Annotated in this window: 11 protein-coding genes and 8 pseudogenes; 11 read left to right on the top strand and 8 right to left on the bottom strand. The window is 70.9% G+C overall.

Translation table 11 applies throughout. From position 1 onward, the window contains the following. Positions 1–5,632 precede the first annotated feature (5,632 nt). Both mshA and ABD794_RS04360 read left to right on the top strand, forming a co-directional pair. Positions 5,633–6,966, top strand: a pseudogene (gene mshA, locus ABD794_RS04365) (D-inositol-3-phosphate glycosyltransferase). Beyond that, a pseudogene (locus tag ABD794_RS04360) lies at positions 6,959–7,485 on the top strand (type III secretion system chaperone family protein). Before mshA ends, ABD794_RS04360 begins: the two co-directional pseudogenes overlap by 8 nt. Here the strand turns inward: ABD794_RS04360 and ABD794_RS04355 are convergent. Continuing rightward, positions 7,482–8,702: pseudogene (locus ABD794_RS04355) on the bottom strand (MDR family MFS transporter). The pseudogenes ABD794_RS04360 and ABD794_RS04355 overlap by 4 nt on opposite strands. A gap of 185 nt (positions 8,703–8,887) precedes the next feature. Between ABD794_RS04355 and ABD794_RS04350 the strand changes: the two are divergent. Beyond that, positions 8,888–9,653: pseudogene (locus ABD794_RS04350) on the top strand (phosphoglyceromutase). A 317-nt stretch (positions 9,654–9,970) separates the two neighbouring features. On the opposite strand, the gene phoU reads toward ABD794_RS04350, so the two are convergent. Further along, entirely contained in the window at positions 9,971–10,669 is a 699-nt protein-coding gene (gene phoU / locus ABD794_RS04345) for a phosphate signaling complex protein PhoU (protein WP_344960979.1), read from the bottom strand. A gap of 185 nt (positions 10,670–10,854) precedes the next feature. On the opposite strand from phoU, the gene phoR reads away from it, so the two are divergent. Beyond that, positions 10,855–12,087, top strand: a complete 1,233-nt coding sequence (gene phoR / locus ABD794_RS04340; RefSeq protein WP_344960978.1) for a two-component system sensor histidine kinase PhoR — start codon at positions 10,855–10,857, stop codon at positions 12,085–12,087. A 49-nt stretch (positions 12,088–12,136) separates the two neighbouring features. Next, positions 12,137–12,808 carry a two-component system response regulator PhoP gene (gene phoP / locus ABD794_RS04335; protein WP_468532994.1) on the top strand — a complete coding sequence of 224 codons (672 nt, stop codon included), beginning with the start codon at positions 12,137–12,139 and terminating at the stop codon, positions 12,806–12,808. Positions 12,809–12,883: 75 nt separating this feature from the next. On the opposite strand, the gene ABD794_RS04330 is transcribed toward phoP, so the two are convergent. Further along, entirely contained in the window at positions 12,884–13,573 is a 690-nt protein-coding gene (locus ABD794_RS04330; protein ID WP_344960976.1) for a copper chaperone PCu(A)C domain-containing protein, read from the bottom strand. Between the two features lie 533 nt (positions 13,574–14,106). Here ABD794_RS04330 and ABD794_RS04325 point away from each other — a divergent pair. The 4 genes from ABD794_RS04325 to ABD794_RS04310 all read left to right on the top strand — a co-directional run bounded on the left by ABD794_RS04325 (position 14,107) and on the right by ABD794_RS04310 (position 16,572). Next, entirely contained in the window at positions 14,107–14,589 is a 483-nt protein-coding gene (locus ABD794_RS04325) for a CarD family transcriptional regulator (RefSeq protein ID WP_003953493.1), read from the top strand. A gap of 291 nt (positions 14,590–14,880) precedes the next feature. Next, a complete protein-coding gene (gene ispD, locus ABD794_RS04320; protein ID WP_344960975.1) occupies positions 14,881–15,639 on the top strand; it encodes a 2-C-methyl-D-erythritol 4-phosphate cytidylyltransferase in 759 nt (252 codons plus the stop codon). Beyond that, positions 15,626–16,120, top strand: a complete 495-nt coding sequence (gene ispF / locus ABD794_RS04315; protein ID WP_344960974.1) for a 2-C-methyl-D-erythritol 2,4-cyclodiphosphate synthase — start codon at positions 15,626–15,628, stop codon at positions 16,118–16,120. The genes ispD and ispF overlap by 14 nt, the downstream gene beginning before the upstream one ends. A 53-nt stretch (positions 16,121–16,173) precedes the next feature. Then, the gene (locus tag ABD794_RS04310) at positions 16,174–16,572 is read left to right on the top strand and encodes a PPOX class F420-dependent oxidoreductase (protein WP_344960973.1); all 399 of its coding nucleotides are present in this window, start codon (positions 16,174–16,176) and stop codon (positions 16,570–16,572) included. 122 nt (positions 16,573–16,694) lie between these two features. Here the strand turns inward: ABD794_RS04310 and ABD794_RS04305 are convergent, their stop codons facing one another. Both ABD794_RS04305 and ABD794_RS04300 read right to left on the bottom strand, forming a co-directional pair. Then, entirely contained in the window at positions 16,695–17,909 is a 1,215-nt protein-coding gene (locus tag ABD794_RS04305; RefSeq protein WP_344960972.1) for an acyltransferase family protein, read from the bottom strand. Positions 17,910–18,048: 139 nt separating this feature from the next. Further along, the gene (locus ABD794_RS04300; RefSeq protein ID WP_344960971.1) at positions 18,049–19,257 is read right to left on the bottom strand and encodes an acyltransferase family protein; all 1,209 of its coding nucleotides are present in this window, start codon (positions 19,255–19,257) and stop codon (positions 18,049–18,051) included. A gap of 193 nt (positions 19,258–19,450) precedes the next feature. On the opposite strand from ABD794_RS04300, the gene cysS reads away from it, so the two are divergent. Beyond that, on the top strand, positions 19,451–20,842 hold the full coding sequence (gene cysS, locus ABD794_RS04295; protein ID WP_344960970.1) for a cysteine--tRNA ligase: 1,392 nt from the start codon (positions 19,451–19,453) through the stop codon (positions 20,840–20,842). Positions 20,843–20,917: 75 nt separating this feature from the next. Beyond that, positions 20,918–21,870 (top strand): annotated as a pseudogene (gene rlmB, locus ABD794_RS04290) (23S rRNA (guanosine(2251)-2'-O)-methyltransferase RlmB). Positions 21,871–23,681: 1,811 nt separating this feature from the next. On the opposite strand, the pseudogene ABD794_RS04280 reads toward rlmB, so the two are convergent. The 3 pseudogenes from ABD794_RS04280 to ABD794_RS04270 form a co-directional block, all read right to left on the bottom strand. Beyond that, positions 23,682–24,339, bottom strand: a pseudogene (locus ABD794_RS04280) (nucleotidyltransferase family protein). A 163-nt stretch (positions 24,340–24,502) separates the two neighbouring features. Continuing rightward, positions 24,503–24,920, bottom strand: a pseudogene (locus tag ABD794_RS04275) (hypothetical protein). A 210-nt stretch (positions 24,921–25,130) separates the two neighbouring features. Then, positions 25,131–26,254: pseudogene (locus ABD794_RS04270) on the bottom strand (ABC transporter ATP-binding protein). Positions 26,255–26,289 lie beyond the last annotated feature (35 nt).

The following is a 26,289-nucleotide window of genomic DNA, read 5'->3' as shown; positions in this document are numbered from 1 at the left end:
CTCCGCACCCTTTCATCCATATCTGCGAAACCAATGCACGTCCTCGAAAGACTAGCCCCGAACCGCCCATCCACGCAAGCGCAGCGTCAGTCGACGGGTAGTGGGTGACCACGCTCTGACTCGCAGAGACAGACGGCCCCTCAAGCGGTCCGTCTGCCGGGACAAGCCACCGCCGCCACCAGCCGCCCACGAGTACCTCAGCAGCGAACCTCACCAGACACCGCTGCCGTCCCGCACGGTGGTGCCCTGTCGACGTACACAGTACAGACAACGAGTCCTTTTTCACCACCGCACCAACGCCACAAGACTGACGTCGCTGAAATGACACGAGAGCGCTATGACGACGCGCACCAAGATCACTGCCAGAACGGGCCCATAGCTCCACCGGCTGCCGGTGCCGGGAACCCTTAGAGACGCAACGTCTTTAACCTGCAATAGATGCACGAGCGGGCGCGCCTGCCCATGCCCTTGCCTAGCAGCCCACTACGGGACCCAGCGCCGCCAAGGCCACTGCGGCCGCCTCAGCGCAGCCCGCGCGCACACCGGACTGATCTCTGAGCCCACACCGGCGCAAACCATGCCTCCAGTCGGGCCGCCCCAACCGCTCACAGCCAGAACCACTGAGCCACCAGGACGGTAAGCACACTAAGCAGCCCACAGATCCGCCGACGCCCTTACAGCGGCGCGACATCCGGCCCGCAAACAGCCCATGGGCATCAGCCGCTGTCGGCCGGCAGAGACTCCCCAGCGTGGGGCCGCCCCCAACCAGCACCTCCCCTCAGCGCCGCCCAAGGGACGCCGCACCGGCCCAGTCCGCGCTGGGTATGAAGACGCCCTCCAGATTTGCAAGCCGGCCAGTGATGACCACTCGCCGAACCTATGTACCGGCGCTTCTGCGTCAGTGTAGCCTGGAGTAAGCTGCCCCATCCAGCCCTTAGCCCTCGAAAGCACCTCGCCTACCTCGCCGCCCATGGTCGTTCGAGTACGACATCAGCCGGTACCGCCGCGCCCCAAGGACGATTACCTGCGCTTACGCCCGATCACCCGGCGCCTGTGACGGCTAAACGGGCTTTTATTTGAGCGCAGGCTGTTCTTGTAGCCCTCTCGTCCAGCGCCGCGTTATTCTTCCACCCTTTGGGCCATCTCGTCACTGCGTTGACCATCGCGTAGCACCAGCGGGACTGCACCCAGCCGCCGTACCTGCGCCAGCCAGCGACGCTGCCCCGGCCACAGCCAGTAGGAAACAGCGAGTGGCCGACAACTGCGCTGGTAATGTGGCCCGGCCGACAGACTGGCTCTTACGGCCACGCCATAGCATCACGGCGCGGCTAGCTCGGATGAAGCGCGACACAGCTGCGTCGGCAAGCAGGACACGCATACCTTGCTCTTCTGCCCAAGCACCCCAGCCACCCTCGCTACGCGGCCCGCGTCGATTAAGTTAGCCAGGGACGATGCCCACGCACGGGGCGCACAAAGTCCCTCCACCGGCGCCGCGCGGCAGCTGCGCCCGAGCCGTGCACGATAGGACACGCGTTGCAAGAGCCTCCACCTCGATAGCCGATGGGCCGTCGAGCCAGCCCCCCCTCGGCCCACGCCTTACCCGATCGATGTAGACAGTTCATCGCACCGCCGGCGCTCGCACCCGTAGCCCGGCCGTGTTCCCCTGCAGCCCCAGGCCGAGGTGCTGATGGACGCTCCAGCATAAAGCTGACGCCTATTGGTCAAGCGGGCGGAGCGCGCTCCGTGCCTTTAGGCGAAGCGCGGCCGTGTTCGCACGGATAAGACTGCCGGAGCACATTGGCCATGTTGCTACTGGCTCACTCGGTCGTCCCCAGGTCCTCCGCATCCGCCAGCCCCGGTACCTCAAGCATACCAACCCTCTCTCCCTCACTGCTGAGCGTGGCCGCTAGTGCGCTTTCACCATGTACGACGCCTTCGCGTCAACCTCTGCGGAACACGAAGGCCGGAACGCTAGTGTCCCCATTATTCCTTGCTCTATTACTCAAGAGTGATGCAGAATCAGCAACTAGCGCCTTAACGCCTCGGTTTTGTCCGAGTCGGCCGCCGTTTACTCCATATATACCTTCCCCGACCGCCCCGAGCCCCGCGTGCAGCTACTACCGGCGCGTCCCTGTCGGCCCCGAGTTCTCGGGCCGTCACGCGCGCGCCCCACCCCCAACCACCCGTACCGCTAACCTGGACCTCAGCGCCGATTAGCCGTAACCAGCTAGGATCGCCCGGACGCGCACGGCTCCGTAGCGCCGGCATGCGACCGCGGTTACCGCCGCACCCGTCGCCCCTTGTCGCCACCTCAAGGCCCCTACCTACGGCCGCGAACAACACGCCGCTACGGCCCCATACGCCGAGCGTTAACGAATATATGATCACGCAAAGCGAGCTAGCGCATGATGCGCAGCGGACGCCGGCCCGATCGTACGTGCGTGAGATTAGAGATCACCTCGGGAACCAGTAGTCCGCCCCGGCCCGCCCGCCTGCCCTACGTCCGCCCTCGGCCAGGACTGACCGTGCGGACTTCGCCAGGCACGGCGGCTTCGACGGTGCCTCAGGGCGCGGCCCCTGGGCCCCGTACGGCTCCGCTGCTGATCTACGCGGCAGACCAACGACCTGTGCTGCGGCAGCTACGCACGCAGCCGACGGCGTCGTGGCCGTTACACGCTCTTCCTGGAAGCGGCAGCCCTGTGCGCAAACATGGATACCGCACCATCGCCGCCGGACCGTGGCTACTGCGTAGGAAAGAGCGACGCATGACGACGAGATAAGCGCCTAGCGCCGAGCCGCATGCACGTGTGAGGTATACGGCCGACTGTTGGCACCCGGCCAAAGGCGCCGACCAGCATGGACGGTGACCTTCCGCCACGAACGCGCCGGCTCTGTGGCTCCACTGAGGACAGCCCAGTCCGACCTGCGCCGCAGCCGCCTGTACGCACGGCGCTATACACAACGGCAACGCCTGACCCAAGGGCCACGAGGCGGACCAGGCTAGACACGACCTACTCCTCGGGACACATCTCGACCCGGCGTGGTGTTCCCGGCGCGCCTAGGCCCAGGGAGGGCTGCCCCTACGGGCACGGCAATACGGCCGGCGGGGCTAACTCAGGCCCAGCCCGCCTCGGATCTCTCGGCCCATCCTGGGTCCAAAGAATCCCGATGCCCTCCGACGCGCGGATGGACCACGCAGCTGAAAGTGAGTCGCGGCCGTACGGGCAACACTCCGTAGCTCGCCGGTGCCGCGTCAGGGCGACAGAAGGATCAACGGTGACGGTCAAGCGGGCGCATTGGTAGCGCCCCTCCGGGCTAACGCAGGTGGTAACGGAGAACGCACGTGCTCCACGCCCCATGCACACGCTGCAGCTTATGTTTTTTCCGCCGATGATAACCAGCCCCCTGCACACGTTCCCCACCGAAAGGGTGCTCATCCAGCCCCCTCCAGGCCCCTCCCGCACCGCGGAGGTGTCGCCCCTGACTGGCCACCTCTTAGGCACAACGCGCCGCTACCGCACCCAGCGGGAAGACGCGGCGTAAACGCGGGGCAACCTCTTTGCAAAACTCCTCCCCTAAAATAAAAAGGCACGGGGAAGCCCTACGGGGGTCCCGTGCGGGGATCATCCGCGCCCCGCCCAGGCAACACGGTCGATATTTTTTTTTTGAAGGCGCCACGCCTGCCAGGCCACGCCCCTGAATAGCCGAGTACCACCACAGCCGCTACCAGCGCTCGTGCACGCCCTCGCGTCCGCGTGGAGGACGCCGCAGCGCGACACGTACGACGTCGCGCCCGAAGCCCGTATGACGGACAAAGGCAAGTAATCCACGGAGCGTGGAGGCGTCGATGTCTCTATCTCTTGTTGTGCCAGGATCCTCCCTCTCCGCGCTCTAGTTGTGTGTGAAGCAGAGATCACTCACATGGTGATATACCCCGCCCCAGCGATCGCCGCCCGCCCGACGAAGCGAAACGTGCTCCGCCTCCTTCACATCAAACGCGCACGCACCTAGCCGGCACGACACCCAGGTACGCGAGCGCCCACGGCTGCCGAGTGTTCGCTTATCGAAGGCGCGCCGGCACCGACAGCCCCTCCATAGACCGTGGTCCTGGCGGCGGGACAAGGAATGATACCCCACTACCCCACAACCCCCGCCACCTTAACTCCCCGCCCCCCCACCCTCCACCCCCCCACGATTTCCCCGCGGCGGAGCCCCTCACAGAGGATCCGCCTTAAGGACGGGCCTTAGCTTCTTTTTGCGGCGACACTCATCGTGCCGCTCGCGGGGCCCAGGGACGGGACACGGAGCCCACTGCCCGCGCTCGGAAGTGCCCCAGCGGCGTCGCATTATATTTTTAGCGTCGGCGAGCGTCATGACGGGCCGGAAAAAACTCATCCCCACCCACGGCAGGCCCGCCACACTACCATGCGCCAGCCGCAGCCGTGACACCTCCCCCTGAGCCCCCACCGCGACGCCTGGATCTCACCACCACCCTGAGCACCAGTGTCCCCCTCGCGACCCAGCACGTGGACAACGCCAAGAGGCCATAAAGTCGCCTCGCCGCCCCCAGCGTACGCGCTGTAGGAGCGCCCGCCCTTACGCCGCCCGAGCCCACCTTTCCTTTTCTTTGGTCGCACGGTCACAGTCCGCATCGCAGGAAGGCGGTGCCACACCGCCACCTCCCCGCGCAGCACGTATCCTCGCGTGTATGAAAGCCGCCTATGCAGGCCGATAGCGCTCAGGCCGGAGACGCCTCCTTTTGAGACGGCCGCCGGCGGCCCATGCACCAGCTCGCCCTAGCCGAGTGTCGCCCGCATAGCGTCACCGCGCCTGTCCGCGAAACGCCCCCTCGACCGGCCCCAGCACCGCCACCACACGTCAGGCCCGCCCCGGCCTATACTCGCGCACCCACGCCTGCCTCTCCACCGAGCACACCCCCGTCGGCATTGCTTGAGAGCAAGCCACGCCCACCTAGCCGCTACGACCCAGACGGCCACGCCAGCCTAGCTCTCTCAAGTTATTTCTCGGTCAGTTACCCTTTTTCCGCAGCACGTTGCGGCCCGTGATCATGGCAGCGGCCGCCGCCCGGCCCGCGCCCAGCCGGCCACTCTCGAATGACGGCCGTGAGGCGTACAGTGTTCAGACGTTCCCCGCGCGTACGGCGGCCGCGGCCGGCAGGTAGCCCGTCCTTGGTTTTTTTCTTTTTGGTCTTCTCGACGAGCGCCGACCGGCCCGCGTCCCGCGCCGTTCACCACTGACGCAGCGAGCGTCAGCAGTTCGACGGCTTTGGGTCCAGGGCGAGGCCCCTTAGCCGAGGTCGAATGCACGCACGGGTCGGTCGGACCGCCTCGCCAGCCCGCCAGCCCCCGTGCGTCGGCCGATCCAGCCGGTCCATGCGGCACGCAGCCTGTTCGGGTGGTAGGCTCGCCGCGCGTCGCACCGACCCGACGGGACGCCCGGTACGCGGGCGGGGCGGCGGGAGAAGATACGAAAGGCGGCCATGCACCGAGCGTAAGCGCTGTTCTCATCACTCCTTTGGTAAAGCAGGAAAGGGACCTGTCCTTCGTGTTCCAGGGCTTAGACCCCGAACATGTGAACGCACGCCCCCCACAGGCGGACGGAGGACCCGACCGTGAGCCAGTACACATCCAGGCTCCGCACCCGTGCGAACGGCCCCTTCGCCAGACGCCGCCGCCCGCGCCGCGTCGCGATGCTGAGCGTCACACACCTCGCCGCTGCACCAGCCCGGCACGGGCGACGCCGGCGGCATGAACGTCTACATCGTCGAGCTGGCCGAGCGGCTCGCCGCCCTCGGCATCGAGGTGGTGGAGGTCTTCACCCGGGCCACCACCGGCCAGCTGCCGCCGCCGTGGAGCTGTCGCCCGGCGTGCTCGTCCGGCACATCGACGCGGGCCCGTACGAGGGCCTGGCGAAGGAGGAGCTCCCGGCCCAGCTGTGCGCCTTCACCCACGGCGTGATGCAGGCGTGGGCCAACCACCGGCCGGGCCACTACGACCTCGTCCACTCCCACTACTGGCTGTCCGGGCACGTCGGCTGGCTGGCGGCGGACCGCTGGGGCGTCCCGCTGGTGCACGCGATGCACACGATGGCCAAGGTGAAGAACGCGGCGCTGGCCGAGGGCGACACGAGCCGTCGGCCCGGGTGATCGGCGAGACGCAGATCGTCCGTGCGCGGACCGGCTGATCGCCAACACCGAGGGCGAGGCCGGCGAGCTGATCCACCACTACGACGCGGCGCCGGACAAGGTCGCGGTGGTCCACCGGGCGTCAATCTGGAGCGCTTCAGACCCGCCGACGGCCGGGCGGCGGCCCGGGCCCGGCTGGGGCTCCCGGCCGACGCGCTGATCCCGCTGTTCGCGGGCCGGATCCAGCCGCTGAAGGCGCCGGAACGTGCTGCTGCGCGCGGTGGCCGTGCTGCTGGAGCGGCGGCCGGAGCTGCGCCGGCGGCTCGTCGTCCCGGTGGTGGGCGGGCCCCAGCGGCAGCGGCCTGGCCCGGCCCGAGGGGCTGCATCAAGCTCGCCGCCCGGCTCGGCATCACGGACGTCGTCCGGTTCCACCCGCCGGGTGGACCAGGCCCGCCTGGCGGACTGGTACCAGGGCCGCGTCCGTCCTCGTCATGCCCTCGCACAGCGAGTCGTTCGGGCTGGTCGCGGTGGAGGCGCAGGCGTGCGGGACGCCGGTGCTGGCCGCGTCCGTGGGCGGGCTGCCTGGTGGCGGTCCGCGACGGCGCGAGCGGCTTCCTCGTCGAGGGCCACGACCCGGCGGACTACGCGCGGGTGCTGGAGCGGTTCGCCGACGCGCCGGAGCTGGTGGGCACGATGGGCGCCGCGGCCCTCGGCGCACTCCCGCTCCTTCGGCTGGGACGCGGCGGCCCTCGCCACGGCCGAGTGTGTACACCGAGGCGATCACCGAACGGCGGCGTCGCCTACGCTCGCCCCATGTCTGATCGCCCTCTGCCCGACGCGAAGACCATCATCGAACGGACGCTCAGCGAGGCCGCGCTGGAGTGGGAGAGCCCGGCCGACGGTTCGTACGTCGTGAAGCTGCCGGGCACCCGCAAGCTCTCGACGACCGTGTCGCTGGTCGTCGGCAAGCACTCCCTGTCGGTCAACGCCTTCGTCGTGCGCCGCCCCGACGAGAACCACGAGGCCGTGCACCGCTGGCTGCTGGAGCGCAACACCCGCCTCTACGGCGTGGCTTACGCGGTCGACCGGCTCGGCGACGTCTACCTCGTCGGCCGGCTGCCGCTGGCCGCCGTGACGCCGGACGAGATCGACCGATCCTCGGCACCGTGCTGGAGAACGCCGACGGCAGCTTCAACACGCTGCTGGAAATGGGCTTCGCGAGCGCGATCCGCAAGGAGTACGCGTGGCGCACCTCGCGCGGCGAGTCCACGCGCAACCTGGAGGCGTTCACGAAGCTCACCCGGGAGTCCCGGGACTCCCGGGACGGGGAACAGGGCTAGCGTCCTGCCGCGGCGGCGCGGGCGGGGGCCGCGCTCCCGCCCGCCTCCGGCAGGCTCCTCATCAGCGTCCAGTAGCCCGCGGCGGCGAGCACGCCGACCGCGGCGCACGCGGTCCACAGCGCGCCCTCGCCGAAGCGGTCGATGGCCGCGCCGCCGGACAGCGGGGCGATCACGTCGCCGAGGGTCCAGGACAGGGAGAACACGCCCTGGTAGCGGCCGCGCGCGTGTGGAGCGGGGAGAGCCGGGTCACCAGCCCCATCTGGGTCGGGGAGTTGATGATCTCGGCCAGGGTCCAGACCGCGATCGTCAGCATGTAGGCGGGCATCGACCCGGCGAGGCCGGTGAGCCCGATGCCGCGCCCCGGCGAGCACGGCCGAGAGGGGTCAGCAGCAGCCGCGGGGTCGCGGTGTTCGATGAGGCGGGTGACCGGGATCTGGAGGGCGACGATCAGGACGCCGTTGACGGCCATCGCCATCCCGTAGTCGCCGCTGGAGAGCCCGGCCCGGCCCATCGACACCCGGCAGGGCCACCGACGACTGGTGGAAGAGGAGGGTGAGCAGGAGGGACAGTCCCGTGACGGCCATGAACCGCCCGTCGCGCAGCACCGATCCGAGTCCCACGGCCGGTCCGTCCGCCTCCTCCGCCCGCGCGGCGGGCTCGGGGCGCGACTCGGGGAGCTTGAGGAAGCACAGCACGGCGCAGACCAGCGTCAGGGCGGCCTCGCCGAGAAAGCCCGCCAGGTAGCTGTACTGGGCGACCAGCCCGGCGATCACCCGCGGAGCAGGCGAAACCCAGGTTGATCGCCCAGTAGTTGACGGCGAACGCCCGCATCCGGTCCTCGGGCCGGACGATGTCCGCCATCATCGCCGACACCGCCGGCCGCGAGGAGTTGCTCGTCAGGCCGACCAGGAAGGCCGCGCCCGCGATGCGACAGCGGGCCGTGCATGAAGGCCAGCAGCGCCACCGAGGCGGAGGTCGACAGCTGCGCGGCCAGCAGGGTCGGGCGGCGGCCCAGCCGGTCGGTCAGCACCCCGGCCACGAGCGAGGCCACCACCCCGCCGAGCCCGAGCAGCGCGGCGACCAGACCGGCGTAGGAGACGGAGTACCCCCCGCTCGACGGTCAGATACAGCGCCAGGAAAACGGAGACGAACGACCCCAGCCGGTTGACCAGCGTGGACGTCCACAGCCACCAGAACTCCCGCGGCAGCCCCGCCACGCTCTCCCCGCGCGGCCCTGCCCATGCGCGCGATCACGCGTCCCCCAGAAGTAAGCGCCGACACCGTGGCCCGTACCTTACGGAGGCGGGCCATGGGCACGCCATCCCATTGACGGGAGGCGCCGACCCACGCGCGGTCCCCGCCCGGGACGGGGCACCGGCCACGGTCCATTACGCTCGAAGGCATGGCCGACGCACCGTACAAGCTCATCCTCCTCCGCCACGGCGAGAGCGAGTGGAACGCGAAGAACCTGTTCACCGGCTGGGTGGACGTCAACCTCAACGAGAAGGGCGAGAAGGAGGCCGTCCGCGGCGGCGAGCTGCTCAAGGAAGCCGGCCTGCTCCCGGACGTGGTCCACACCTCCCTCCAGAAGCGCGCCATCCGCACCGCGCAGCTGGCCCTGGAGTCCGCCGACCGCCACTGGATCCCCGTCCACCGCTCCTGGCGGCTGAACGAGCGCCACTACGGCGCTCTCCAGGGCAAGGACAAGGCGCAGACCCTGGCCGAGTTCGGCGAGGAGCAGTTCATGCTCTGGCGCCGTTCCTACGACACCCCGCCGCCGGCCCTCGAGGACGGCACGAACCGAGTGGTCGCAGAGCGCCGACCCGCGCTACGCCTCCATCCCGCCGGAGCTGCGTCCGCGCACCGAGTGCCTCAAGGACGTCGTCGTCCGCATGCTGCCGTACTGGTACGACGGCATCGTCCCCGACCTGCTGGCCGGCCGCACCGTCCTGGTCGCCGCCCACGGCAACTCGGCTGCGCGCCCTGGTCAAGCACCTGGACGGCATCTCCGACGCCGACATCGCGGGCCTGAACATCCCCACCGGCATCCCGCTCGCCTACGAGCTGGACGCCGACTTCCGCCCGGTCACCCCCGGCGGCACCTACCTCGACCCGAGGCCGCCAAGGCCGCCATCGAGGCCGTGAAGAACCAGGGCAAGAAGAAGTAGCCACCCCTTGCCGACGAGAAGGCCCCCCGACCGGTGAACGCACCGGCCGGGGGCCTTTCCCCGTGAGTGACGTGGGCGGTTCGTCAGCCGCAGCTCCCACCGCATTGGCAGGATCCGCCCTGCTGGCAACCGCAATTGCACCCGGGGCCGCACTGGCATCCGCTCATCCGGTACCTCCTCTATGGGTCGGGATTGCAGGGATCGGGTGTGCCTCGCTCCCACTCAACGCCTGAGCGTGTCGGCAGTCAATGCGCACTTTGGACGTATGTTTCAGCGCGCACCGGGCGCATTGGGGCGCGGGGAGGTGAGCGCGGCGCTCAGTGCGCCTCCCCGGCGTCGCCCTGTCCGGACTGCCCGGAGGACTGCTGCAGCTCGTCCGCGTGCTCGCCGGTGACGAGGTAGACGACGCGCTTGGCGACCGAGACGGCATGGTCGGCGAAGCGCTCGTAGTAGCGGCCCAGGAGGGTCACGTCCACGGCGGTCTCGATGCCGTGCTGCCAGCGGTCGTCCATCAGGTGCTGGAAGAGCGCACGGTGCAGCAGGTCCATCGCGTCGTCGTCCTGCTCCAGCTGGAGCGCGAGGTCCACGTCCTTGGTGATCAGCACCTCGCCGGCCTTGGCCATCAGCCGCTGGGCCAGCTGGCCCATCTCCAGCACCGTGGAGTGCAGGTCGCGCGGGACCGCCGTGTCCGGGAAGCGCAGCCGAGCCAGCTTGGCCACGTGCTGCGCGAGGTCGCCGGAGCGCTCCAGGTCGGCGCTCATCCGCAGCGAGGTCACCACGATCCGCAGGTCGGTGGCGACCGGCTGCTGCCGGGCCAGCAGCGCGATGGCCCGCGCCTCCAGATCGCGCTGGAGGTCGTCCACCTTCGCGTCGCCGGCGATCACGGCCTCGGCCAGCTTGAGGTCCGCGTCCAGGATCGCCGTGGTGGCGCGCCCGATCGCGGAGCCCACGAGCCGGGCCATTTCGACCAGCCCGTCACCTATCGAATCCAGCTCCTCGTGGTACGCGTCCCGCATTACGTGTCCTTCTCTCGCTTCGGGCTCTCGCTTCGGGCAGGGCTCCACCATCCGGCCGGAACTCGACGGATGCCGACCCCCGGAGTGAACCACCGCCGTCCTGAAGGTGAACTCTCGGCAACGTGTGTTCGAGACGCCCCCCATTTGGCTGTGGGCCCGTCCGTGGGCCCGCATAACCTGGAGCCATGAACGTGGACGCGGCCGTCGCCGCAGCGGCAGCGCTCGCCGGGCTGTGCACCGGCGTGATCGCCATGCTGGCGTTCCGCTGGAGCGAGCGCGACCAGGCTCGCCCCACCCGGAGCTCCCTGCACTCCGACGCGGTCCTGCCGCCCGGCGTGGACACGGTGCTCTCCGTCCTGCGCTCCTCGGCCGTCGTGCTCGACGAGGGCGACGCCGTGGTCAAGGCCAGCTCGGCCGCGTACGCCCTGGGCCTGGTGCGCGGCGGAAAGCTCGCCGTCGAGCCCATGCTCCAGATGGCCCGCGACACCCGGCGCGACGGCGAGATACGCCAGGTCGAGCTCGACCTCCCGCGGCGCGGCACCGGCCGTGGCGAGGCGCTCGCGGTCTCCGCCCGGGTCGCCCCGCTGGGCTCGCGCCTGGTCCTGCTGCTGGTGGAGGACCTCACCGAGGCCCGCCGCATCGAGGCCGTCCGCCGCGACTTCGTCGCCAACGTCAGCCACGAGCTCAAGACCCCGGTCGGCGCCCTCTCGCTGCTCTCCGAGGCGGTGATGGACGCCAGCGACGACCCCGAGGCCGTCACCCGCTTCGCCGGCCGGATGCAGATCGAGGCGACCCGGCTGACCAACCTCGTCCAGGAGCTCATCGACCTCTCCCGGGTGCAGAACGACGACCCGCTGGAGGACGCCGAGCCGGTGGCCGTCGAGGAGCTCGTCGCCGAGGCCGTCGACCGCTGCCGCCACCAGGCCGGCACCAAGCAGATCACCATGGCCTCCGGCGGAGCCGCCGGGCTGCACGTCTGGGGCAACCGCGGCCAGCTCGCCGCCGCCCTCGGCAACCTAGTCGAGAACGCCGTGAACTACAGCCCCGCCCGCACCCGGGTGGGCATCGCCGCCCGCCGGGTGGCCGCCCCCGGCGGGGACCTCATCGAGATCGCCGTGACCGACCAGGGCATCGGCATCTCCGAGAAGGACCGCGAGCGCGTCTTCGAGCGCTTCTACCGCGTGGACCCCGCCCGCTCCCGCGCCACCGGCGGCACCGGCCTCGGCCTGTCGATCGTCAAGCACGTGGCCGCCTCGCACGGCGGGGAGGTCACGGTCTGGAGCGCCGAGGGCCAGGGCTCCACCTTCACCCTCCGCCTGCCCGAGGCGGGCCTGGTCCGCGACCGCCACCGCGTCCGGCCCGTCATCGGCGACGACTGCCCGGACACCGGCCTCCCGACCCGGGAGGTCCTCCCGTGACCCCCATGAGCCAGCCCGAGACCCCACCGGAGGTCATCCCGTGACCCGAGTGCTCGTCGTCGAGGACGAGGAGTCCTTCAGCGACGCGTTGTCCTACATGCTCCGCAAGGAGGGGTTCGAGGTCGCCGTCGCGGCCACCGGCCCCGACGGCCTGGACGAGTTCGAGCGCAACGGCGCCGACCTCGTCCTGCTCGACCTGATGCTGCCGGGCCTGCCCGGCACCGAGGTCTGCCGGCAGCTGCGCGGCCGCTCCAACGTCCCCGTCATCATGGTCACCGCCAAGGACAGCGAGATCGACAAGGTCGTCGGCCTGGAGATAGGAGCCGACGACTACGTCACCAAGCCCTTCTCCTCGCGCGAACTGGTCGCCCGCATCCGCGCGGTGCTGCGCCGCCGGGGCGAGCCGGAGGAGGTCGCCCCCGCCGCCCTGGAGGCCGGCCCGGTCCGGATGGACGTGGACCGCCATGTGGTCACCGTCGCCGGCGGCAAGGTGGACCTGCCGCTCAAGGAGTTCGACCTGCTGGAGATGCTGCTGCGCAACGCGGGCCGGGTGCTGACCCGCATGCAGCTGATCGACCGCGTCTGGGGCGCGGACTACGTGGGCGACACCAAGACGCTCGACGTCCACGTCAAGCGCCTGCGCGCCAAGATCGAGCCGGACCCGGGAGCCCCGCGCTACCTGGTGACGGTCCGCGGCCTGGGCTACAAGTTCGAGCCGTAGACCCTGGCCCGGCCCGGACGGGCATACGCGGGAGGGCCGGAAGCCCGAGGCTTCCGGCCCTCCCGCGTGTCCGGATCAGTGACCGGCGTCCGGCGTGGCCGTGGCCTGCCGGTTCTTCTCGTTCTTCTTGGCACCGGTGTTGGCGCCCGCGTCCTTCTCGCCCTTCTTGTCCTCCGCCTTGCCGGACGGGGTGGACGACGCCGAGGAGCCCGGCTTGCCCGGCTGGCCGCTCCTGGCCGGCGCGGACGGGGCCTCGGAGGGGCCCCACTCCTTGAAGTAGTGGGTCGCCGGCACGACGAAGGCGCCGATGCGGACGTCACCGGTCTTGCTGAAGACGAAGGACAGCTGCTGCTGCTCGCCGTCCTTGATGCTCTCGCGGCCGCTGGGCAGGACCGCCGAGGCGTTGCCCTTGCCGCCGAGCGTCAGGGAACCGCCGGCCGGCACGACGACCGGGCCCGAGCCCTTGGCGCTGGTGAGCTGGACGGTGACGTTCTTGCCGGGCAGCTTGACCGCCGACAGCGTCTGGTCCTTGTCACCGTTGTTGAACAGCTGGCCGGTGATCACGGCCGGGCCGGTGGCGTCGAGCTCCGGCTGAGTGATCAGGTTGACGTTCTGGAGCTTGATGTCACCGACCGCGGCTGCGGCGTTGTCCGGCTTGACCTCAAGCGTCTGTGCGTCGTTCCCCGCCCCGCAGGCGGAGAGCGTGGCGATCGAGAGCGCGAGGACGGTGGCGGCGAGAGCGCCGCGTCGAAGGCTGCTGCTCACGGCGGCGGCATCTCCTTGGACGAAGTAAGAGGTGTGTCAGCGCGCTTAGGTTACCGAGCCGTCCGACGGGCCCCGCACCCGACCCGCCCCTCAAGGTCCACTCGGTCCTCGCGGGTCCTACGACCGGCTTATAAGAGGACACCTACGGGCGGATTATCGGTAAGGAATGCGGGGCCCAAGGGGAGTGAGTTACGGAATTGATCAAGTTCGGCTTGATCAATTCCGTAATCCGCGCGCAGAAGGTGCGCCGATGGTTCGTCCGCCCCGAACGGAGTACGGGAAGTGCGCCGACCGGACCCCGGCAAAACGGGACGTTCGACCGCTCGCGAGGCCGCTCCGGTACGTGTAACGTGCTCGTTTCGCTTCCCCCGGACAACCGCTCCGACCTGCGAATACCCGCTTCCGGAACCCTGCCGCAGCACGTCCCGGCCGCTGTTGTCAAGCCCCGAGATATGCCCTGACCTGCGGAAACGCCATTCAGAACGCGCACTTCCCGTGTTAGACTGGATAGCCACGGAAGGGGTACCTGTCACATGACGTTCAAGGTTGGCGACACCGTGGTCTATCCCCATCACGGGGCCGCGCTGATCGAGGCCATCGAAACTCGCCAGATCAAAGGCGTGGACAAGACCTACTTGGTGCTGAAGGTCGCCCAGGGTGACCTGACGGTTCGGGTGCCGGCGGACAATGCCGAGTTCGTCGGTGTGCGCGATGTGGTCGGCCAGGACGGGCTCGACCGGGTCTTCGAGGTGCTCCGCGCGCCGTACGCCGAAGAGCCGACGAACTGGTCCCGCCGCTACAAGGCGAACCTGGAGAAGCTGGCGTCCGGCGATGTCATCAAGGTCGCCGAGGTGGTCCGCGACCTGTGGCGCCGTGAGCGCGAGCGCGGTCTGTCCGCCGGTGAGAAGCGCATGCTGGCCAAGGCCCGCCAGATCCTGGTGAGCGAGCTGGCTCTCGCGGAGAACACCAACGAGGACAAGGCAGAGGCCCTGCTCGACGAGGTCCTCGCCTCCTGACGCACCCGTGCCGGCCCCGCCGTCCTTATCGACGTGCCGTGCCGGGCGGTGAACGCAGCCGGACGCAGAAGTGCCGCGGTGCCCGTGCGATGACAAACGTCATCCGACGGGCGCTGCGGCATCTCTGCACCGGCGGCGCCGGTGTTGTGCACCCGGCGGCCGACCCGACCAGTTCGTCACGGAAGGGGCTGGTCGCGGCGGAGCGCCGGGCACTCCCCGAGCTCCGGGAGCAGGGGGCACCCCCAGGCCATACCCAATCCGGCCGAGGAAGCAAACCTGAACGCCAACGCAATGTCTGATCGAGCCACTGTTCCGGCGGCCGTGCGCACCGCGGCGGTCATTCCCGCGGCCGGCCGGGGCGTCCGGCTCGGCCCCGGTGCGCCCAAGGCGCTGCGCGCCCTCGGCGGGACCCCGATGCTCGTGCACGCGGTGCGGGCCATGGCGGCCTCCCGCGCGGTCTCGCTCGTCGTCGTCGTGGCACCCGCGGACGACGCGGCCGGGGTGCGGGCCCTGCTGGACGAGTTCCCGCTCGCCGGCGACCGGACCGAGGTCCGGGTCGTCCCCGGCGGCGCCACCCGCCAGGAGTCCGTCTCCCTGGGGCTGCGGGCGCTGCCCGACGACGTCGGGGTCGTCCTCGTCCACGACGCCGCCCGCCCCCTCGTCCCGGTCGACACGGTCGACGCCGTCGTCGCCGCCGTCCGCGAGGGCGCCCCGGCCGTCGTCCCGGCCCTGCCGCTGGCCGACACCGTCAAGCGGGTCGAGCCGCGCGAGGACGGGCCCGAGCCCGTCGTCGCCACGCCCGAGCGCGCGCTCCTGCGCGCCGTGCAGACCCCGCAGGGCTTCGACCGCCGCACGCTCGACGAGGCCCACCGGGCGTTCGACGACGCGCCCGGCGAGGGCGCCACGGACGACGCGGGGATGGTCGAGCGGCTCGGCGCCCCCGTGGTCGTCGTCCCCGGCCATGAGGAGGCCTTCAAGGTGACCAGGCCGCTGGACCTGGTGCTGGCCGAGGCCGTGATCGCCCGCAGGAGGGCCAATGACGGTTTTTGACGGGCCCCTGCCGCTGGTCGGCATCGGCACCGATGTGCACGCCTTCGAGGAGGGCCGCGAGCTGTGGTGCGCGGGCCTGCTCTGGGAGGACGCGGGGTACGGCCTCGCCGGGCACTCCGACGGGGACGTGGCCGCACACGCGGCGTGCGACGCGCTGTTCTCCGCGGCGGGCGTCGGCGACCTCGGCGCGCACTTCGGCACCGGGCGGCCCGAGTGGGCCGGTGCCTCCGGCGTCACCCTGCTGGCCGAGGCCGCCCGGATCGTCCGGGCCGAGGGCTTCGAGATCGGCAATGTCGCGATCCAGGTGATCGGCGTCCGTCCGAAGATCGGCAAGCGGCGGGCGGAGGCGCAGGAGGTGCTCTCCGCGGCGGTCGGTGCCCCCGTGCACATCTCCGGGACGACGACGGACGGGCTCGGTCTCACGGGGCGCGCGGAGGGGCTCGCCGCGATCGCCACGGCGCTGGTCGTCGCCCGGCGCTGAACCCGCGGCGCGGATACGGTGGATCGAAGATCCGTCCCGCGGAAGGACCCGCCGTGCTCTCCGACGACCTGAAGCAGTACCTCGACGACAACCCCGCCTTCGTCACGGTCGCGACCGTCCAGCCGGACGGGAGCCCGCAGGTCTCGGTGACCTGGGTCAAGCGCGACGGCGACGACCTGCTGATCTCGACGACGGTCGGCCGCCGCAAGGAGCGGAACCTGCGGCGGGATCCCCGGGTGACCGTGCTGGTGAACCCGCCCAACGCGCCGTACACCTACGCCGAGGTGCGCGGCACGGCGACGATCACCACCGAGGGCGGGCCGGAGCTGATCGACGAGCTCTCGCGGAAGTACACGGGCAAGGACTACGCGGACTTCAACCCGGCGGCGGGGGAGGACGCGCAGCGGGTGGTCGTGCGGATCGCTCCGCGGAAGGTGGTCGGGTCGTTGTAGGCGGGCGCTCCGCGCCCGGGATTGAGCCCCCGCCCCGCCCTTTCACCGTTTCTCACCGCGCTCCGCGCGGGTTGTCCTCAAGCGCCGGGCGGGCTGTTCAGCCCGTCCGGCGCCGGATCTCCCTACAACCCGTCCGTCGTGCCCGCGGACACGCGGTCCGGTTCCGCCGGCTTGTGGCCGCGGGGCTCCTGCAGGGCCGGCAGCGGGTCCTTGCGGAGGACCTTCGGCGCGGGCGCGGAGGCCGACTCGCGGCGGACCTCCTCCATGCCGCGCTGCAGAGCCCGCCGCATCCACTTCCCCAACGGCCGTTCCACATACCGCTGGATCAGCCACGCCGCCAGCAGCATCACCACGATCAGGCCGCCGACGAGCGGGTACGGCGGGACGTGCTCGCGCAGGCCGTGGATGACGGTCATCCCGATGTACTGGTGGATCAGGTAGAGCGGGAAGGTCAGCGCGCCCGCCGTCGTCAGCCAGCGCCACTGGATCCGGTCCAGGTACCCCAGCGCGATCAGCGCCATGATCGCGAACGCCGCGACCACTATCACCTTCGCGGGCAGGGTCGGGATGCCGGCGTTGGTGTTGTCGGCGACCCGCTTGGGCACCCCGTGCAGGGCGATCAGCAGCGACATCCCGACGATGCCCCACAGCAGCGCGGTGGGCCGGAAGCGGCGCATCAGGTAGAAGCAGATGCCCGCGACGAAGTACGGCGTGTAGAGCGGCATCGCCCACATCTCGAGCAGCTTGCTGTCCGACTTGGGGACCATGACCGCCGCCAGCGTCCACAGGCCGCAGAACAGCACGCATTTGCGGTACGTGACGCCGGTGGCCACCACGATCGCGAAGAGCACGTAGAACTTGAGCTCGATGAAGAGCGTCCAGTAGACGCCGTCCACGTCCCAGACCCCGAAGGCCTCCTGGACCATGGTCAGGTTGGTGAAGACCACGTCCATGTTCTCCACGCTGCGCACCTGCGGCCACAGCGTGATGACGCCCGCGGTCAGGAAGATCGCGAACCAGTAGGCGGGGTAGATCCGCGAGACCCGGGAGACCACGTAGTCGCCCAGCGACCGGCCCCAGGCGCTCATGCAGATGACGAAGCCGCTGATCAGGAAGAAGACCTCGACGCCGATCCAGCCGTAGCGGGTGGCCGTGCGCAGGACGGGGAAGACCTCGTCGGGGTTCTGTCCCCAGCCGCCGCGCAGGGCCGTGTAGTGGAAGACCACGACCATGAGGGCCGCCACGATGCGGAGACCGTCCAGGACAACGAGTCTGGGTGCCTGGCGCCGGGCGGTCGCCGGGCTGCCGTCGGGGCCACCTCGCCTGGCGAAGCGCATGTCGTCCTCTTCCGTGGCTTGTCGGATCGTCGTACGTAGCGGGGGTGTGCGGGAATGCTGACACAGGGGGCTGCCGGATGACCGTGACAGTGGTCTCCTGTCCCTGTTTTTCTCCACCGTCTCCCCTGGATGGTGGTACTCATCCGTGCCCTTTCATGACCGTCCGGTGTCCATGGGCCCAACTCTTGTCCGTGGGCCGTACGGTGCGGGCGGTCAGCCGGCCCGGACTGCGGCCGTCGCCCGCCGCAGTCCGTCGCGGACCCTGCGGGCCAGCGGGCGCTCGATCCCCACGTGCACCAGCCAGGCGGCCATCAGCATCGCGACCGCCAGGACGGGCAGCAGGACGTGCGCCGGCACCCGGCCGTCGGCGTGCTTGATGAGCACCCAGCCGACGCGCTCGTGGAGCAGATAGAGCGGATAGGTGAGCGCCCCGGCGGTGGACAGCCAACGCCAGTCGAGCCGCCGTGTCCAGCCCAGAGCCACGGCGGACATCGCGAGGAAGAAGAGCGCGAGCAGCAGCGGGGGTGGGCCAGTGCGGCACCCGGTGGCCCATGTGGGACTCCGCCCTGGCCTGGGCGGCCACCAGGTCGTGCTGCGCGATGAGCAGGCTTCCGCCGGTGATCAGCCAGAGCAGCGCGTTCGGCCCGAAGCGGTGCATCAGGTAGAAGGCGATGCCCGCGAGGAAGTACCAGCAGTCGTAGGGGAGCAGGAGCTCCCGCAGCAGGTCGTCGCCGGTCGCGCGGGCGATGAGGGCCGCGCAGGCCCACAGGCCGCAGAAGGCGAGCACCCGCCGGTAGGTGAGGCCCGCGGCGACGACCAGGGCGAAGAGGAGGTAGAAGCGGACCTCGATCCAGAGGGTCCAGTAGACGCCGTCGACGGGTTCCACCCCGAGGGGATCCTGGAGCATCGTCAGGTTGACGGCGACGTCCCGCAGGGCGGGGGCGGAGTTGACCGTCGGCCACCGCCGTACGACGAGGGACACCAGCAGCACCGCGAACCAGTAGGCCGGGAGGAGCCGGGCGGCGCGCGAGGCGGCGAACTCGCCGAGGCCCCGGCCCCAGCCGCTCATGCAGATGACGAACCCGCTGATCAGGAAGAACAGCTGGACGCCCAGCCAGCCGTAGGAGGCCGGCACATGGGCCGTGGGGAAGACCGCGCGGGCCGGGGCGCCCCAGGCGCCGCTGCCGAAGGCCATCCAGTGGTACGCGACCACCATCAGCGCCGCGCACAGCCGCAGCCCGTCCAGGGCGGCCACCCTGCCGGGTCGCCGGCCGCCCGGCGGCGGGGCGTGCGGCGCGGTGCGCGGGGGTTCCGAGTGCTCCTGCTGTGGCGGCAGAGTGGAGTGCAACGCCCCTCCTGGTGTCCGCGGCGCCCCGCCTGTCCCGAGGTGTGCCCGGGAAGCTATCACGCGGAATTGCATTTTTGCCGCAAAACATTAAATAACGGGCAAAGTGGGTGAGTGTCAGGGCCGGTGGCGGCATCGCGCCTGCTCCGTGCCGTACGGGCCCGAGGCACTGCCCCGCGCCCACTACCCTGGTTCCGTGACTATTCGCCTGTACGACACCAGCGCCCGGCAGATCCGTGACTTCACCCCGATCGTCCCGGGCTGCGTCTCGATCTACCTCTGTGGCGCGACCGTGCAGGCCGCGCCCCATATCGGCCACATCCGTTCCGGGCTCAACTTCGACATCATGCGCCGCTGGTTCACCTACCGCGGCTACGACGTGACCCTGGTCCGCAACGTCACCGACATCGACGACAAGATCATCAACAAGGCCGCCGAGCAGGGCCGCCCGTGGTGGTCCATCGGCTACGAGAACGAGTGCGCCTTCAACGACGGCTACGACGTGCTGGGCTGCCTGCGCCCGACCGTCGAGCCGCGGGCGACCGGGCACGTCCCGGAGATGATCGAGATGATGCGCGGGCTGATCGAGCGCGGTCACGCCTACGCGTCCGACGGCAACGTCTACTTCGACGTCCGCTCCTTCCCCGGCTACCTCCAGCTCTCCAACCAGGAGCTGGAGAACCTCCTCCAGCCCTCCGGCGAGGGCGAGACCGGCAAGCGCGACCCGCGCGACTTCGCCATGTGGAAGGCGGCGAAGGAGGGCGAGCCCAGCTGGGAGACCCCCTGGGGCCGCGGCCGCCCGGGCTGGCACCTGGAGTGCTCGGCCATGGCGCACAAATACCTCGGCACCGCCTTCGACATCCACGGCGGCGGCCTCGACCTGATCTTCCCGCACCACGAGAACGAGATCGCCCAGGCCAAGGCCTTCGGCGACGACTTCGCGCGGTACTGGGCGCACAACGCCTGGGTCACCATGAGCGGCGAGAAGATGTCCAAGTCGCTCGGCAACTCCGTGCTGGTCTCGGAGATGGTCAAGGAGTGGCGCCCCATCGTCCTGCGCTACTACCTGGGCACCCCGCACTACCGCTCGATGATCGAGTACAGCCCGGAGGCGCTGCGCGAGGCCGAGTCGGCGTTCGCGCGGATCGAGGGCTTCGTCCAGCGCGTCGTCGAGAAGGCCGGCGCGGTCGAGCCGGCGGCCGAGGTGCCGCCGGCGTTCGCCGAGGCGATGGACGACGACTTCGGCGTCCCGCAGGCGCTGGCCGTCGTCCACACCACCGTGCGCCAGGGCAACGCCGCGCTGAGCGCGGACGACAAGGAGTCCGCCGTCGCCCGCCTGGCCGAGGTCCGGGCGATGCTCGGCGTCCTGGGCCTGGACCCGCTGGACGAGCAGTGGGCCGCCGGCTCGGACCGCGGCGACGACCTGCACGGCGTGGTGGACTCGCTGGTCCGCCTGGTCCTGGAGCAGCGCCAGGCGGCCCGCTCCCGCAAGGACTGGGCCGCCGCCGACGCCATCCGCGACCAGCTCCAGCAGTCCGGCCTGGCGATCGAGGACACCCCGTCCGGTCCGCGTTGGTCGCTGTCCTGAGCGACACTTTTCGTACGTACGTTTACTGAGCCGCTGTACGGGCGGCTCTGAGCAGTAAAGAAACAGGTGACCCCCATGGCCGGCAACAGCCAGCGCAGGAACCGCCGCACGTCCAACAAGAAGGGCGCGACGGTCGGCAGCGGCGGCCAGCGGCGCCGGGGCCTGGAGGGCAAGGGCCCCCACCCCGCCCGCGAGCATGCGCAAGGGGCACAAGAAGAACCGTGTCGCCAACGCCCAGGCCAAGCAGGCCCAGCGCCGTCCGGCCCCGCGCCGTGGCGGCCCCAAGGGCACCAACGAGCTGGTCGTCGGCCGCAACTCGGGTGGTCGAGGCGCTGCGCGAGGGCGTCCCCGCGAACACGCTCTACGTCCAGCAGTTCGTGGACAGCGACGAGCGCGTGCGCGAGGCGCTCCAGCTCGCCACGGACAAGGGCCTCAACCTCATGGAGGCCCCCCGCCCCGAGCTCGACCGCATGACCAACGGGCTCAACCACCAGGGCCTGGTCCTGTCGGTGCCGCCGTACGACTACGCCCACCCCGAGGACCTCACGGCCCGCGCCGCCGACAACGGCGAGGACCCGCTGATCGTCGCCCTCGACGGCATCACCGACCCGCGCAACCTCGGCGCCGTCGTCCGCTCCGTCTCCGCCTTCGGCGGCCACGGCGTGGTCGTCCCCGAGCGCCGCGCGGCCGGCATGACCGCCAGTGCCTGGAAGACCTCCGCCGGCACCGCCGCCCGCACCCCCGTGGCCCGCGCCACCAACATGACGCGGATGCTGGAGGCGTACCAGAAGGAGGGCCTGATGGTCGTCGGCCTGGCCGCCGACGGCGACGTCGAGCTGCACGAACTCGACGCCCTGGAAGGCCCCGTGGTGATCGTCGTGGGCAGCGAGGGCAAGGGCCTGTCCCGGCTCGTCGGCGAGACCTGCGACTTCCGGGTGCGCATTCCCATGCCCGGTGGCGCGGAGTCGCTCAACGCGGGCGTCGCCGCCGGTGTCGTCCTCTACGAGGCGGCCCGCCGCCGCGCCTAGTGCGAACGGCTGCGCCGTCATCGCACGGGCGGCGCAGCCACGTTGACGGGTCTCGGACACCCGTGTCGGTCAAGGCAGTGTCCTAACCTCCGGTCACTCGGTTAGATGAGTGTGGACACCAGAACACCCCGCACACCTACGGGGGGAAGCTCTTCCGGGTACGACGACCAGCCCGCGCTGAGTACGGTGAAGGTCCCGTCCGATCCCGCGCAGGTCTCCGGCAACCACCTGAGCTTCCGCGTGCAGCTCGCGCGTCCCCCGCATCGCGCCCGGCAGTTCGCCGGGATCGCCGCCGACACGACGCAGCTGCCCACCGTCAAGGGCCCGGCCAGGCGCCGGGCCCCCGTGGTGTGGAGCGGGCGGGCGGCGCCCGGGGACGCGGCCCCCACCCAGCTGCTGGAGGCCATGCACGCCGCCGTCGGGGGCGGTGGTGACGCGGGTGCCACCCAGGTCCTGCCGCGCCTCGGCGTCGACGGGGACGCCCCCGCCACGGTGGTCGGCCCGCGCGGCCCCGCCGAGCAGACCCAACTCCTGCGCGGGATGCGCCCCACGACCGGTGCGTTCGACGAACAGCCGTACCCGAACGGCGAGTTCGACGACGAGGCCGACTGGCCCGACGAGGACGACGACCCAACGGGCCGTTCCCTCCAGGGCGGTGACTCCGTCCGGCACGCCTATTACCCCGGCCGCCGGATGAATCTCGGCGTCGTCCTGCTGCCGCTGCGGATCTTCCTCGGGCTGATCTCCGTCTACGCCGGCATGGGCAAGCTGTGCGACCCCGTCTACTTCGACGGCGGCAGGCGCGGCTCCATGGTCACCTGGCTGACCTCCCTGCACCCCTGGGCCGCGGCCGCGCCGCTGCGGGAGTTCGCCCTCGCCCACCCCGTCGGCTCCGGCCTGACGGTGGCCCTTCCTCCAGATCATCGTCGGCGTCCTGACGATCTTCGGTCTCTGGCAGCGGCTCGCCGCCGCCGTCGGGGCCCTGCTGTCCATCGCGCTGATGGTCACCGTCAGCTGGCGCGCGCACCCCGTCTACGACACGCCCGACATCATCTACCTGGCCGCCTGGAGCCCGCTGGTCATCGCCGGCGCCCCCTTCTACTCCGTCGACGGCCGGGCTGGCCGGGCGAGGCGTGGCGCCGGCTCGGCCCCCGGGCCGCGCTCGGGGACCTGCGGCGGCGGGTGCTGCGCCGCGGCGCCGTCATGGCGACCGTGCTCATCGGGCTGACGCTGCTGACCGGTTCGATGCTCGGCGGCGCCGTCCGCTCCGCGCAGCCGGCCACCCGGCCGGGCGCCCCGTCCGCGCCGCCGGTCAACAGCCTGCCCGGCTCGCCGCTCCCGCAGCGCCCGGAGTCCGGCAACACCCCGCGCGGCACCCATGGTCCGGCCGGGCCCGGCAGTCCGCGGCCGAGCGCCACGAGCCACCGGACGGCCACGCCCGTCCGCCACGCCGCCCGCCCCAGGGCGCCGTCAAGTCCCCCACGGGACCGGCCGGTTCCAGCCGTCCGGAGCCACCCTCGGGCGGACCCCGTCCCGCGCCCCAGACGCGACCAGCGGCCCGCCGCACCGGCCGCCCCCGCACAGCCCCACGGGCGCCGCGACCAGCGGCGGTACGGCGGCAGCGGGTCCTCGGGCGGCACCGGCTCCTCCGGCGGCCTCACGGCGGCTGTGCGGCGCCGCTCGGACGGTCCATCCTCGGCTGACGCCGCCCGCCGTGCGCGCAACGTGGCCTGCTGTACCCACTGGGGTGGTACGGGCCGTCGTCGTCCAATCCCTTGGTCACCGCTCATGTTCGCGGCGGTGGCCGTCGGTCAGTCCTTCGCCGTGTCGATGGCCCGCCAGTACGACCCCTGCGGCAGCGGAATCCGGCCAGGCGGCGCTCCCGGCCAGCCGGGGGAACGTGGTGCGCTCGTGGTCGCCGCGCTCCGGCAGCAGGTCCGCGAAGCCCGGCGAGAAGACGTAGACTGCCCGCGTTGATGAGGTACGGCGAGGGCGGCGACTCGAGTGAAGTCCAGGACGTGGCCGAACTCGTCGGTTCAACGCGCGCCCCACGGGGATGCGCGCCGGGCCAAGCGCCAGGGTGGCGGTGGCGTCCCGCTCGTGGTGGAAGGCGGCCCATCTCGCGCAGCGAGAACCGCGTCCAGATGTCTGCCGTTGGTTGGCGTACCAGGGCTCGGTCGGGGCGGGGCAGCAGGCCGCGCGTGCTTGAGGCCGCCGCCGCGCGAGACGGTTCCGGCTCGACGACCGTGGTCACCCGCAGCGGGAGGTCGGCCGACACGAGCCAGGCCTGGAGGACTTCGGCCAGATGGCCGCACGAGACCACCGCGTCGGTGACGCCCTCGGGCGGCCAGCCAGGCCAGCTGGTGCCCGATGATCGGGACGCCCGTGCCGGGGATCTCCACCATCGGCTTGGGGCGGTCGTCGGTGTAACGGGCGAAGCCGTGACCCCTGGCACCGCGCCAGGATCACGGCTTGCGCGGGTGCGGGGAGCGGGGTGCGTGCCGGTCATGCCCCGCACGATATGCCGTGGCCGCGGGGTGCGGTGCGACCGGCGTGCGCCGGCGAGGGAGGCTTCGCCGGGAAAGAGGCTCGCCGGGAAGGTGTTGGCCCGACGGGTGCCGGGGGCGGGCCGTCAGTGGCCCTGGGCCACCCCGGAGGCGTACGAGGTGTCGCAGACGGGGCGGGCGTACGCCTGGGCCTTCTTCGCCGAGTGGTACTTGGCGACGGCCGCCTGGCCGAGCACCCGGTCGATGTCCACGCAGTAACGGGCCAGCGAGGGGCGGCCGTTGGTGGCCTCCTGGAGGTGGGTGAGGGCCACGCCCGGGTTCTTCTCCTGGAGCTCGGTCAGCAGCTTGTCGCGCAGCACCTCGTGCGGGGCGCGGGCCCTGGCCTGGCTGGAGGCGGCGTCCGAGGATGCGGTGAGCACCTGGGACTCGGCGTTGGGGCGCCGCCCACGGGACACGAGTCACCGCGAGGGTCCCGGAGAGCACGAGGACGACGGGGAGGACGAGGGCGAGGGTTCTGCCGATGCGGCGGGCGGCCTGGTTCATGCCGCAGATGGTAGCGACGGCGTAATGAGACCGCGACATTTAGTCACCCGGTCGAGTGACGTTTGTTTCGGCGGCCGAGGGAAATCGGTTGACGCCCGCGCGCCCGGACCAGGGGAGGCCCTGCCCGGGCGCGCGGGCGCCCGGTTGACCGCCCGCGGGGCCCGCCGTGCCGCCCGTCCCGCGGGCGGCACGGCGGCGTGAATCAATCGCTCAGCGCTCGCCGGACGACGTCGAGAACACATGCAGTTCACCCGGCCGGGGGACGACGCGCAGGGGTGGCGCCCCTTCTCCGGGACGCTGCGTCCGTTGACGCGGACGACGAGGTCCTTCCGCTCCCCGCCGACCTCGGCCGTGCCGTAGACGTAGCCGTCGGCGCCCAGCTCCTCCACCCACGTTGACGTGTGACGGCGAGACCGGCCGAGGCGTCCTTGGCGAGCGCGGGCGCGTCACCGCCCTGCCCGACGACGTCGAAGTGCTCGGCCGCACGCCCACCGTCACGGTCCGGTCGCCCTTGTCCGCGGCGGGCCGACAGCGCCTCGCGCGAGACCGGGACGACGCTGTTGCCGAACTCCACGCCGCCGTCGGCGATCGGCACCTCGACCAGGTTCATGGCGGGCGAGCCGATGAAGCCGGCGACGAAGAGGTTGGCCGGGCGGTCGTACATGTGTTGCGCGGCGAGTCCACCTGCTGGAGCAGCCCGTCCTTGAGCACCGCCACGCGGTCGCCCATCGTCATGGCCTCGACCTGGTCGTTGGGTGACGTAGACCGTGGTGATGACCGAGGCGGCGCTGCAGGCCGGCGGATCTGGGTGCGGGTCTGCACGCGGAGCTTGGCGTCCAGGTTGGACAGCGGCTCGTCCATCAGGACACCTGCGGCTCCCGGACGATGGCCCGGCCCATCGCGACGCGCTGCCGCTGGCCGCCGGAGAGCGCCTTCGGTTTGCGGCCCAGGTACTCGGTGAGGTCCAGGATGCGCGCGGCGTCCTCGACCTTCTGCCGGATCTCGGCCTTCGGCACGCCGGCGATCTTCAGGGCGAAGCCCATGTTGTCGGCGACGGTCATGTGCGGGTAGAGCGCGTAGTTCTGGAACACCATGGCGATGTCCCGGTCCTTGGGCGGCAGATGCGTGACGTCGCGGTCGCCGATGCGGATCGCTCCGCCGTTGACGTCCTCCAGCCCCGCGAGCATGCGCAGCGAGGTGGACTTGCCGCAGCCGGACGGGCCGACGAGGACGAGGAACTCGCCGTCCTCGATGGTGATGTCGAGCTGGTCGACGGCGGGCTTGTCGGAGCCCGGGTAGATCCGGGTCGCCTTGTCGTACGTGACGGTGGCCATGGTGATGCGGTCCCTTCACCGGCAGGAACGTGCCG

It is taken from the genome of Streptomyces thioluteus (assembly GCF_039535865.1).
The sequence above is the reverse complement of the archived record's forward strand: the minus strand, read 5'-3'. Positions and strand labels throughout refer to the sequence as shown.